The following is a 12,103-nucleotide window of genomic DNA, read 5'->3' on the forward strand; positions in this document are numbered from 1 at the left end:
TGTCAATTTATTCTTTTACTGCAGTTTCTCTTTTCTTATTCCCTTCTCCTTTAGCAACCGCTTTGATATTTCCTTGCTGCTGTTGGCCTGTTCTTCTACGATTCTGGTTAGAGGAAGCTGAACTACTACCTGCACCGCTTCGTTGTTGTTGGTTACCACTGGGCCGACGCCTTCTGTTTTGCGATCTGCGGTCACCAGAGCCTTTGGAAGTCTTTGCCTGAGCATGATGTCGGCCTGGCATTCTTTTAGATTGGCTTTGTGGTGCTGCAACCGAAGAATCAGTATGCCCACCAAACAGACTTGACCAGAGGCGTTTGATGAAGCTGGTTTGAGCACTTTTAACCGGTTGATGTTCCGTTATTGGTTTGACTGCTGGTTCATCTCGTAAAGAACCTTCTGCCTCATTACCGGGAACATGTAATTCTGGTTGTTGTATTAAAGAATAACTAGGCTTTTTCGATTTACCTACATTATCTTCTTTTAGACGAGTGATTGAGTACTGTGGTAAATGCATGTAAGGATTAGCGATAATCATTACCGAAACACTGTGTCTTTTTTCAATGTCTTTAATGAAACTGCGCTTCTCATTCATGATGAAGGTTGCCATTTCTGCAGGAAGCTGTACTTGGATTTCAGCGGTCTTTTCCTTTAATGCCTCTTCTTCAATAAGACGCGTAATTGACAGTCCATGAGACTGAATGTTACGAACAGTACCTCGTCCTTCACAACGTGGACACACTTCCTGAGCACTTTCACCAAGTGATAGTCTCAGACGTTGGCGCGACATTTCCAAAAGACCAAAGCGGGAAATACGGCCAACCTGAATGCGTGCTCTATCTGCCTGTAATGCTTCTTTCAGACGATTTTCCACATCACGTTGATTTTTACTGGAACTCATATCGATGAAATCGATAACAACTAAGCCACCTAAATCACGTAGACGTAACTGACGAGCAATTTCGTCGGCTGCTTCGATATTTGTATTGAATGCTGTTGCTTCAATATCTGCTCCGCCAGTTGCTTTAGCTGAGTTGACATCAATTGAAACCAGGGCTTCAGTTCTGTCGATCACCAAAGCACCTCCAGATGGCAACATAACCTGCCGTTGGTATGCAGTTTCTATCTGACTTTCGATTTGATAGAAATTAAACAAAGGGATGCTGCTGTTATAGAGCTTCAAGTTAGGTAAGAATTCTGGTTTTACTCGCTCAATATATTGCTTGGCTTTAATATAAGAAATCTGATCGTCGATGATGATTTCGCTGATAGACTTACGCAAATTATCACGAATGGAACGAATGATGACATCCCCTTCTTGATGAATCAATGAAGGTGCAAGTTCTGTGTTATAAGCCTGTTTGATAGACTGCCATTGATTACACAGCATATCCAGGTCATCTTGTAATTCTTCTTGGCTTTTGCCTACTCCCGCTGTACGGATAATTAGTCCCATGTCCTCGGGCAAAGTCAGTGCATTGAGTGTTTCACGCAGTTCATCACGTTCTTCACCTTCGATACGTCTTGATATGCCGCCAGAACGAGGATTATTAGGCATAAGAACAAGGTAGCAACCTGCTAATGTAATATAAGTAGTCAGTGCAGCTCCTTTGCTGCCCCGTTCTTCTTTGTCAACCTGGACTAGCAATTCCTGACCTTCACGGATTAATGAGGTGATTGGTGGTTTTTCATCGCCAAATTCTTCAGGATTTTTGCTTAAATATTCAGGTGCAATTTCTTTAAGAGGCAAGAAGCCTTGGCGTTTAGAGCCGTACTCTACAAAAACAGCATCGAGACTTGGTTCTCGTCTCGTGACAGTTGCTTTATAAATATTCCCCTTTTTTTTCATTTCACCAGGACATTCGATATCCAGGTCAAACAAATAACGGTCTTTAATAAGTGCAACACGAACTTCCTCAGTTTGCATTGCATTGATTAACATTTTTTCCATCTGTTACCCCATAATTTAGGGCGCCGTCATTTAAGCTGAAACAGGGGCTGTTTACATTTCTACTATCTTGGCCAAACTTGCTTGATTTTCTGCATTTCGATGCTCACATACTATATGTATGCTGCGCTTCGGTGTTCGGAAATCATACCAGTTTTGCTAGTGAAATATAAAAAAACCCTAATATAAGGCTCAAAATACCTTAGAGGTTCAATTGGATTTACTGATATTTCTACGCTTTTGGCTGATGTCTGGATTTTCTGTGCTTCGTGGCACACGTCTGCATGCTTTGTTGCAATGTTTGAAAATCCGGGAGGGTTGCCGCAAGTCGGAAATTGATCAGTAGCACCTGGTATTGAACAATAAGCGATGTGATCTTTATGCGAGCCCATAGCCTTATAAACAGACTTTACGCGTGCTCCCTGTTCAACAGTTCTTTCGTGCATTTGTTTTTCTGCTGCGAGTTTCGAAAGAGGTCTAATGAGAGGTGCATACTGTGAAATATACTGGTTACAAATCAAACGGGTTGAAATAGGTAGCCAACGGCGTGCGAAAGCCCTGAAATAATTCGTAATCGGTATAAAGCATGTCTGGCATGCGTAGGTTTCTGTCAAAAATATGCTCAATTTATCTCTGGCATTGGGTCGCTTCCTTATATCTTTATGCTTAAATGGAAGCGCTATTTTTATGTAACTCAATCATTCATTTAGATGGGCCAAGGCTCAACTTCCTCAATGATTAGCATATACTTTAAAGTAAATAGTTACGCTTTTTTTATTTAAATGCGTTATAATTCGGTTGCATGGAAATTTTCCCACGCTATAGGTGATCATATCAAAAAAATCACGTCCAGCAAACAGGTTTATTGACAATGAGTGAAGTTAGTTATAGAGAAATCAGTAATGAAGAAGAAGGACAACGTCTGGATAATTACTTAATTCGTATTTTAAAGGGTGTCCCCAAAAGCCATATCTATAGAATTATACGTGGCGGTGAGGTTCGAGTTAATAAAAAAAGAGCGCAAATTAATTCACGATTGTATGCTGGAGATAGTATTCGTATTCCTCCAATTCGCGTGTCTGAATCAAAAGAAGTCTTTGTGGGTGATGCTTTGGCTAAGCGACTGAAAGAGTGCATCATTTTTGAAGATTCTTGTTTCCTGGTAATTAACAAACCAGCAGGTATTGCTGTTCATGGTGGAAGTGGCTTGAGTCTTGGAGTAATCGAAGCGTTGAGAAAGACCAGACACGATTTAGCATACTTGGAGCTGATCCACCGCCTTGATAAGGAAACTTCGGGGTGTCTTTTATTAGCAAAAAAAAGAAGTACTTTGAGGGCCATGCATGCATTACTTGAGTCGCGTGAGGTGCAAAAAACTTATTGGACGTTATTGACTCATCGCTGGGAAGGTAAAAAACAAGTGACTGTTCGGGCTGCACTTGAAAAAAATACTTTAAAATCAGGTGAACGTATTGTATCCGTTAAAGAAGAAGGGAAAGCTTCTGAAACACGATTTAAACTTCTTGAAAACTATCAACAGGCATGTTGGGTTGAGGCCAGTCCTAAAACTGGGCGTACACACCAAATCCGCGTACATAGCGCGCATTTAGGCCATGTTATAGTCGGAGATAAAAAATATGGATCACTTGCAGGAGAAGTAGAAGGGATAGATAATCAGCATCAACGTCTTTTTTTACACGCACGGTCCATTCAATTTGAATTGAATGGCACAAAGCATTTGTTTCAAGCTGATGCAGACAACCATTTTTCTACCGCACTAAAACTATTACGTGCGAGGAGCGTAGTGAGCAATGAGCAATCCATATGATTTAGTAGTATTTGACTGGGAAGGTACTATTGCGGATACTTTAGGGATCGTTTTACATGTTGTTGCTACAGAAGCGAATTTGCTGGGATTTGGTGATTTTGATCCTCACCAAGCGAGAAAATTTGTTGACTTGGGTTTGGTACAGGCTTTGAAAAAAACATATCCTCATTTGACTGCGCCACAACATCAACAATTATTACAAGCAGTACAATTGGCTATGCATTCTCGTTCTTCAGATGTATGTTTGATGCCTGGAGTACGTGAACTGATCTATCAATTACATGAAGCCAGGATAAACCTGGCAGTTGCAACCAACAAAGGACATCAATCCTTGTTTCGGGCCTTACAAGCTGCTGGGCTTGATAAATTATTTAAAGTAACTCGTTCTGCAGGACAAGTACCAGCAAAACCTTGCCCACAAATGTTGGAAGAAATTATTGAAGAATACGGTGGAACTGCAGCTACGACCTTGATGATAGGTGATTCACTTACTGATATGGAAATGGCAAAGAGTGTCCAAGTAACCGCTGTAGGGGTAGATATTTATCATCAACAAGAAGAAGCTGTTCTTAAAGCAGCTGGAGCAGTAGCAGTATTTGATGATTATAAACAGGTAGCGGATTTTTTAAATTTGTCCAAAGGTAGCTAACTGTTTGGTGCAGATGAAGTTGTATAGCATAAGTTAAGTGTTCTGATCATCCCTGCAGGGTGGTTTAAGCAGTAGAATTTTACTTTGCCCCATAAACAGGCTTAGGTTTAATTTTTCGCTACACATAGGATGGGAGTTGCTTTATTTAGTTATATGTAAAGGGAGTATCAAACGTTGAGTACATTAACCAGTTTGCCAAATTTATTAACTTTACTGCGTATCGTGTTGATTCCGGTATTTGTTATCGTATTTTATTTACCGTTTTCATTCGCGCATATGTTGGCAGCAAGTATTTTTGCTGCGGCTAGCTTTACGGATTGGTTAGATGGTTATTTGGCACGCAAACTTAAAATGATGTCTCCTTTTGGTGCTTTTCTTGATCCTGTTGCCGATAAGTTACTGGTTTCTACAAGTTTATTGTTGCTCGTAGGTGCTAAGGAAATTAATTACATTACTATTCCGGCTATTGTAATTGTTGGACGTGAAATTGTTATTTCGGCATTACGCGAATGGATGGCCGAAATTGGCCGACGTGCAAGTGTAACCGTTGGTTATGTTGGTAAGATAAAAACTTTTTTACAAATGATCGCCTTATTTTTATTGTTAGCTTTTAATTCGTTAGATACTTGGGGTGGTATTTTCGGTTTTGTCTTACTTTATGTGGCTGCAATTTTAACGATTTGGTCGATGATTATTTACTTGGCAATTGCTTGGCCAGAATTAACGAAAAAAAATTAATTTTATTATTGACAGGGTGTTAAATTTCGGTAGAATCACACCCCGTAGAGACGCGGGAATAGCTCAGTTGGTAGAGCACAACCTTGCCAAGGTTGGGGTCGCGAGTTCGAGTCTCGTTTCCCGCTCCAAATTAAAGCGACAAAGAAAGTCGCTTTTTTTTTAGAGCTTAAAGACATAGACGTATTAGAAGTATCAAATGAGGCTGTGTGGCAGAGTGGTCATGCAGCGGCCTGCAAAGCCGTGTACGCCGGTTCGATTCCGGCCTCAGCCTCCATAACTCGATTGCCCAGGTGGCGAAACAGGTAGACGCAAGGGACTTAAAATCCCTCGGAGCTTAACCTCCGTGCCGGTTCGATTCCGGCCCTGGGCACCAATCATCCAATTATTCTGTTGCAAATAAGATTAAAGCAAGAATCGCAAAAACCATCCCTAGCCCATGCTTTACGGTTAAGCCTTGTTTGAGAAATATAACGCATAACAACAAAGTAATCATAGGATACATGGATGTGACGAGCACCACAGGCATTGTAGGTCCATTCCGTAATGCCAAAATGAAAAAAATACAGGCGATACCACTCGCCAAACCGTTCAATAAACCATAGGTCCCTCCTCTGGGGCAAAGATCCGGTTTAAAATCTAGTAATATCAAGGCGATGACCCCTGAAATTAATACGCCTATGCTTGAATAAAACGTGATGGACAAAGGATTAATAAAACTTGATGCTCTTGTGCCCCAATATCCCCAGGCGCCATAAAGACATAAAGCAATGAGTGAAGGATAATACCAAGAGCTAGGATTCATACAAATTACCTTACCTGACAACAGGTTTTACATAGTGTTTATATAGAATACCCGGTAGTTTATTAAAATAATACCCTCATGAGCTACCTTCCTGGGTGCTATAGAACATTGTAGCCTGGGTGAAGCGCAGCGGAACCCAGGGTTGAAATCTCATTCATGTTTAGAATTCTGTTTCGAATCCCGGGTCCGCTGCGCTTCACCCAGGCTACAACTACCATACGTTTAGCTAGGAGTAGCTTGATGACTGACTTGATAATCCATTTCTCTTTGTTTTTCTAACCAATCAACTAATCGAGGACGGAATGTTTTAAAAAACAAGTAAAACCGATTGGAGGTACGAATTTGAGCTCGTTCGTCACTTTGATACAAATCCATCACCTCATCAGAGTTAGTTAATTTTAAATTTAAAGCAATTTTCTCTGCATGAAAGGCAATATCGGTTAAGGCACAATTGTGTAGTTTGAAATTATCTTCAATAATTTCAGACCCTCCCTCTATTTTAAAATCTGCGAGTATAAATTGATGTTTTGAGAAATAGATGCTGTTTTTTCCATTTGTTGCTTTTAACTCCTCCTTGGCACCTGCAGCAATAAGTTCCGTAGCCAAATCATCGAAATGATAAAATCTCGCCCAATGAAGCGCTGTCATCCCATGGTGATCCGCCTGATTTACATCACAGCCTAACTCGCGCATTCGTGACAAAATAAGCTGCGCAGATTGTTTATCAGCCAGCTTGCATGCTAATACCAAGGCGGTATTATCATAAGAGGTTGCTAAAAGGAATTTGGCGTTCGCTAAATGCAATGCTTGGTTCAGACTAAAAAGATTACGTTGAATAACCGCTAGGTGTAATGGGGTGTTTGTAGTCACCACATCATCAAAACTGCTTTCTTCAAGAAGAGACAGTTGACAATATGGGGGGAGCTTTTCTAATGTTTCTTGGCAGGATTTGGCTGACCGTAGTTCTTCACTATAGACTGAGAAAAAAATCTTAAGCGCGTCTAACTGATGTAACAAAGGCAGGGTGTACTCCAAAATTTGCGGTTTCAGCAAATCATTTTGTTGTAAATAAATCAGCAGGGATTGAAGATTCTCTATGCTTTTTTTATTTTTTAGTTGGGGTAGCATTGCTGCTATTATTTCATTTTGTAACAGCTTGAATTTGTCTAAATAGTTAAAAAATAATTCGAGGGCTTGAAGATCCTCTGTTGAAGGATAAGTAGCGCTCAATAGTTTTGCTACTAAGGGAATTAATTCGTGCGGCAGTTTTTTACAAAGTCCAAATAAGTCAAAAGCTAAATACCAGGCGCTGTGTTCCTCCACATAACTATCCTCTCTTTCTCTCATAGCAAAACGAAGTGGAGTCAGATGTGTCATGTCGAAATAGCGTACAAGCTTATCATTTTGAGCTAAAAGACAGACGATATCATAAATTCTATCATCTCGTTCAGGAGCCATCCCAATTGCTTTAATTAGAGCTTTTCGTGTTTCAGGGGGCGTTTCTTTATCCGCAAATAGTTGCAGAGCCCTAATCGGATTAGAAAAATGTTTTGCTTTAATGAATGAAACTAAGTGAATGAAATCAGTTAGCTGATCGAGTGCTCTTCCTCCAGAAACAGTACGAAGCTCCTCGTCTAATGCTGCATTAATTTCATCAAAACGAACATGAGGTGTGTTAATTAAGGCCGTAAGCTTATCACTAAGAATGATTTTTTGGACCTCGAGGCGTGATGAAGCCATGATGATTCCTTACTAAGTCAAATATTGGTTTCCTTGATGAATCATATTGCTTTTAATAAATTAAATCTACAATTTGTAGGATTAATGGTTTTGCAGAGCTTAAGACCTCAGTAGAAATCCATTGTACAGTTTATGATAGTGACTAAATATCCACAAATTTTGTGGATAAGTATGTGGGTTATCTGATGACGAAACAATAAAATCGCTGAACGGCCTATAGGGTATATCTCTTGAATGATTTTTTCTCTACAATAAGACTTTAACTAAAGTAAAAGCAATTATGTATAAACCATTAGCTCTTTTTATGGGGTTACGCTATACGCGTTCTCGAAAAAAGAATCATTTTGTTTCTTTTATTTCTTTGAGTTCCATGCTTGGTATTGGTTTGGGAGTGATGGTTCTTGTTACTGTTTTATCAGTAATGAATGGGTTTGATGAACAAATACATAACCGTTTTTTTGGTATGGCACCAGAAATTACGGTTTCTGGACCCAACGAACGACTCAATGATTGGCCTGAAGTGGCTAAAAAAATTCAAACAGTTCCTGAAATTAAAGCATTAGCTCCTTATGTAGGTGGACAGGGATTAATGGTGCATGAAGGACAGGTTTTACCTATTGTCTTAACGGGAGTATTGCCTGAAAAAGAAGAAACGATGAGTCATTTGCAAGATAAATTGCTGGCAGGGAGTTTAAGCAATTTAAAAGATTTTGGCATTATCTTAGGTAGAGGTCTCGCAGACAGTATGGGAACGATGATTGGCGATAAAGTCACCGTGATGATCCCGCAGGCCACAGTGACTCCTGCCGGGATGATTCCTCGTTTTAAGCGATTTACCGTTGTTGGTGTGTTCTCTGCTGGGACTGGATTTAACTTTGATACAAAGTTGGCATTTATCAATATGGGAGATGCCCAGAAGCTATTACAAATGGGTGATGATGTCACGGGTATCAAAATGAAAATAGATAACGTGTACCAAGCGCCCGAATTGACTTCTCGATTATCTCATTTGTTAGGTGAAGAATATCAAGTCGGCAATTGGACGCAGCAGTATGGTGCGTTTTTCCAGGCAGTCAAAATGGAAAAAACGATGATGTTTATGATTTTATTGCTCATTATCGCTGTAGCAGCATTTAATCTGGTCTCTTCTTTGGTAATGGTTGTTAATGACAAACAAGCAGAAATTGCAATTCTAAGAACGATAGGTGCGACCCCTTCAACCATCTTATGGACGTTTATTGTGCAGGGAATGATGGTAGGAATTGTTGGTACGTTTTTTGGTTTGCTTGGTGGATTAGTATTGGCTAAAAACGCGACCACAATCGTGAATCATCTGCAAACCTGGTTTCATTTTAAGGTCTTGTCATCCAGTATTTATTTTGTTGATTATTTACCTTCTAAGATTATGTTGAGCGATCTATGGACAGTTTGTGTTATGGCTTTATTAATGAGCTTCCTTGCAACAATTTATCCTGCGTGGCGCGCCTCAAAAACAGTGATTGCGGAGGCTTTGCATTATGAGTGATGTTATTTTAAATGCTACAAAACTATGTAAATCATACAACGATGGTGCTTCTAAAGTTGATGTATTACGAGGAATCGATTTGTCCATTGCTAAAGGTGAGCGCTTGGCAATTATTGGTCCTTCAGGATCTGGGAAAAGCACCTTATTGCATCTAATGGGTGGGCTGGATAAACCAACAAGCGGCGATGTCTTAATTAGGGATGTTAATTGGCAAAAAGTAAATGAAAAGCAACGTTGCCGATTACGTAATCAAGGTTTGGGATTTATCTACCAGTTTCATCACTTGTTGCCTGAGTTTACCGCTCTTGAAAATGTTTCAATGCCTCTGCTGTTAGCGGATATCTCAGTGAAGGATGCCACGGCTGAAGCAAGCAAAATGCTGGATGACGTTGGACTGAAAGAGAGAAAAACACATAAACCCGCTCAACTTTCAGGAGGAGAGCGACAACGGGTTGCCATAGCCCGAGCTTTGGTACATCAACCATACTGCGTATTGGCCGATGAGCCTACAGGTAATCTGGATCAGGCAACTGCAACAAAAGTGTTTGATTTAATGTTGGGGTTGAATAGAAAAATGAATACAGCTTTGGTCATTGTGACTCATGATCAGCAGTTGGCAAAACAAATGGATCGAGTTTTGGTACTGGGAGAAGGTGTTTTATCTGAGTTTCAATAATGTTTATTATGGGATGTTTACCTGAGTTATTGATGTTTCAGATAAGTTTTATCAACAGACATAGGAGTTAACAAGAATGTTTAAAAAAACGGATGGGCAAATTGGTGAACCATCTCCTGTAGCCAAGCTTAAGAAAAACTTCTTAAATGGAGTTAGTAAAGATAAAGCAACTTATGATTTAGTCGACATGGGAGTAAACCCTAATCGATTCTTAAAAAATAAAAGCGTAAGCGAAAAGAAACTTCAAACACTACCTCTTCTTGCTGAAGGTGAAACAGAAGAAAAAGAAGATGAAGCAGTTTCCAAAAATTGCCCTTAAGATGATCACTTGGCCGAAAATAGAGCGTAGCCTGGGTGTAGCGAAGCGAAACCCGGGTTTTCATCCATAAATACCCATTGTCCACTAAGATTTTCACCCCTATGTAGTCTATTCCCCGGGTTACGGCTTATGCCTTCACCCAGGACAGACAAGCAGAATGTAATTTAGTAGTCTGCATGCCCTGGTGTACGTGGGAAAGGAATGACATCACGTACGTTAGCTAAGCCAGTAACATAACTTACCAATCGCTCAAAACCTAAACCAAATCCTGCATGTGGTACGGTACCATATCGACGTAGATCTCTATACCACTGATAACTTTCTTTGTTTAGATTACATTCTTCGATGCGCTTATCCAGGATGTCTAGACGCTCTTCACGCTGACTGCCCCCAATGATTTCACCAATTCCAGGTGCCAAAACATCCATGGCCGCAACGGTTTTTTCATCATCATTGAGACGCATATAAAACCCTTTGATTTCTTGGGGGTAGTTAGTCAGTATCACGGGTTTTTTACAGTGAATTTCTGCCAGATAACGCTCATGCTCTGACTGTAAGTCTAAACCCCAACTCACTGGGAATTCAAATGATTGTCCGCACTGCTCCAAAATTTTAATGGCATCGGTATAAGTCATGATTTCAAAATCAGAGTCAGCAATGTGTTCCAAACGCTCAATGCATCCTGGTGCGACGAACTGATTGAAAAAGTCCATATCATCAGCACGCTCTTCCAAAACCGCTTTACATAAATAACGCAACATCTTTTGACTTAAAGCACAAATGTCGTGCAAAGTAGCAAAAGCGATTTCGGGTTCGATCATCCAGAACTCAGCCAGATGACGGCTTGTATTGGAGTTTTCGGCGCGAAATGTCGGTCCAAAAGTATATACTTTGGACATAGCCATACAATATGCTTCAAGGTTTAACTGTCCTGAAACGGTGAGGAATGTCTCTTTACCAAAAAAATCTTTATTGAAATCAATTTGACCGTATTCATTTTTAGGAATATTTAAGAGGTCTAAGGTGGAGACCCGGAACATTTCACCAGCCCCCTCACAATCGCTGGAAGTAATAATGGGGGTATGAATCCAAAAGAAACCTTGTTCGTGGAAAAAACGATGTATGGCTTGCGATAAACAATGACGAATTCGTGTTACTGCGCTAATCGTATTGGTACGAGGACGTAGATGAGCTACCTCACGCAGGAATTCAAGTGTATGTCGTTTGGCTTGAATTGGATAGGTATCTGGGTTATCTACCCAACCCACCACTTTAATAGACTCAGCCTGAATTTCAAAAGCTTGGCCTTTACCTTGAGAGGCTACCAATTTTCCTGAGGCAATTATAGAACATCCGGCAGTCAGTTTGCTGACATCATGGTAATTGTCTAAATTGTCTGTTGCTACGATTTGAATGGGAGCAAAACAAGAACCATCATGCAAGCTAATAAAAGACAAGCCCATTTTGGAGTCGCGGCGGGTTTTAACCCAACCTCTAACGGTAACGTGCTCGTCAATGCTGATTTCACCATCTAAACACTGCTTTATGGTAAAAACTTCACTCATTTTTTTACTCCTCACTCTGAATATATTTTGCGCAGTCACAAGACACTGTTTTGTTGCATTGAAATTCTATCAGTCTATATACGCTTATTGAAATAAAGCGCAAATATTGCGTTACACCATGCATTTTCCGATTGAAGAATTCGTCTGGTTAGCGGGACTAGGTAATGCCAATCCCAATTTGTGGCTTCGCGAAGTATAGATACCTTTAACTAAAAATGAGATGATACACCGGGGTTATCAGCATTTCTACTATCTTAGTGCTAAAATACGTTGATTTTCTCGATTCATTAGGATAATCCCAAACAAGAATGAAAGT

General features: G+C 40.1%; 10 protein-coding genes and 3 tRNA genes. 9 read left to right on the plus strand and 4 right to left on the minus strand.

Going from position 1 to position 12,103, the window contains the following annotated elements; translation table 11 throughout:
* Nucleotides 1-7: 7 nt before the first annotated feature.
* Nucleotides 8-1,948, minus strand: coding sequence for an Rne/Rng family ribonuclease (locus Lstg_RS13960; RefSeq protein ID WP_058478291.1), 1,941 nt, complete (start codon nt 1,946-1,948; stop codon nt 8-10).
* Between the two features lie 868 nt (nt 1,949-2,816).
* On the opposite strand from Lstg_RS13960, the gene Lstg_RS13970 reads away from it, so the two are divergent.
* The 6 genes from Lstg_RS13970 (at nt 2,817) to Lstg_RS13995 (ending at nt 5,533) form a co-directional block, all read left to right on the plus strand.
* Nucleotides 2,817-3,773, plus strand: coding sequence for an RluA family pseudouridine synthase (locus tag Lstg_RS13970; protein ID WP_058478292.1), 957 nt, complete (start codon nt 2,817-2,819; stop codon nt 3,771-3,773).
* Nucleotides 3,757-4,422, plus strand: a complete 666-nt coding sequence (locus Lstg_RS13975; RefSeq protein ID WP_058478293.1) for an HAD family hydrolase — start codon at nt 3,757-3,759, stop codon at nt 4,420-4,422. Before Lstg_RS13970 ends, Lstg_RS13975 begins: the two co-directional genes overlap by 17 nt.
* Nucleotides 4,423-4,596: 174 nt before the next feature.
* Nucleotides 4,597-5,160: a CDP-diacylglycerol--glycerol-3-phosphate 3-phosphatidyltransferase gene (pgsA, locus tag Lstg_RS13980; protein WP_058478294.1), complete on the plus strand. Its 564-nt coding sequence runs from the start codon at nt 4,597-4,599 to the stop codon at nt 5,158-5,160.
* Nucleotides 5,161-5,212: 52 nt separating this feature from the next.
* Nucleotides 5,213-5,288 (plus strand) — tRNA-Gly (locus Lstg_RS13985).
* Between the two features lie 72 nt (nt 5,289-5,360).
* Nucleotides 5,361-5,434 (plus strand) — tRNA-Cys (locus Lstg_RS13990).
* Between the two features lie 10 nt (nt 5,435-5,444).
* Nucleotides 5,445-5,533, plus strand: a tRNA-Leu gene (locus Lstg_RS13995).
* 9 nt (nt 5,534-5,542) lie between these two features.
* On the opposite strand, the gene Lstg_RS14000 is transcribed toward Lstg_RS13995, so the two are convergent.
* The gene (locus Lstg_RS14000; protein WP_058478295.1) at nt 5,543-5,962 is read right to left on the minus strand and encodes an EamA family transporter; all 420 of its coding nucleotides are present in this window, start codon (nt 5,960-5,962) and stop codon (nt 5,543-5,545) included.
* A 222-nt stretch (nt 5,963-6,184) separates the two neighbouring features.
* Nucleotides 6,185-7,702 (minus strand): Dot/Icm T4SS effector AnkQ/LegA10, encoded by a 1,518-nt coding sequence (gene ankQ / locus Lstg_RS14005; protein ID WP_058478296.1) that lies wholly within the window; start codon nt 7,700-7,702, stop codon nt 6,185-6,187.
* Between the two features lie 280 nt (nt 7,703-7,982).
* Between ankQ and Lstg_RS14010 the strand changes: the two genes are divergently transcribed.
* From Lstg_RS14010 to Lstg_RS14020, 3 genes are all read left to right on the plus strand, one after another.
* A complete protein-coding gene (locus Lstg_RS14010) occupies nt 7,983-9,227 on the plus strand; it encodes a lipoprotein-releasing ABC transporter permease subunit (protein ID WP_058478297.1) in 1,245 nt (414 codons plus the stop codon).
* Nucleotides 9,220-9,903, plus strand: coding sequence for a lipoprotein-releasing ABC transporter ATP-binding protein LolD (lolD, locus tag Lstg_RS14015; RefSeq protein ID WP_058478298.1), 684 nt, complete (start codon nt 9,220-9,222; stop codon nt 9,901-9,903). The genes Lstg_RS14010 and lolD overlap by 8 nt, the downstream gene beginning before the upstream one ends.
* 76 nt (nt 9,904-9,979) lie before the next feature.
* A complete protein-coding gene (locus tag Lstg_RS14020; RefSeq protein WP_058478299.1) occupies nt 9,980-10,222 on the plus strand; it encodes a hypothetical protein in 243 nt (80 codons plus the stop codon).
* Between the two features lie 164 nt (nt 10,223-10,386).
* Here Lstg_RS14020 and asnS read toward each other — a convergent pair whose 3' ends face one another.
* Nucleotides 10,387-11,787, minus strand: coding sequence for an asparagine--tRNA ligase (gene asnS, locus Lstg_RS14025; protein WP_058478300.1), 1,401 nt, complete (start codon nt 11,785-11,787; stop codon nt 10,387-10,389).
* Between the last annotated feature and the right edge of the window lie 316 nt (nt 11,788-12,103).

Source organism: Legionella steigerwaltii (genome assembly GCF_001468065.1).
In the GTDB taxonomy this organism is placed as follows: Bacteria; Pseudomonadota; Gammaproteobacteria; order Legionellales; family Legionellaceae; genus Legionella; species Legionella steigerwaltii.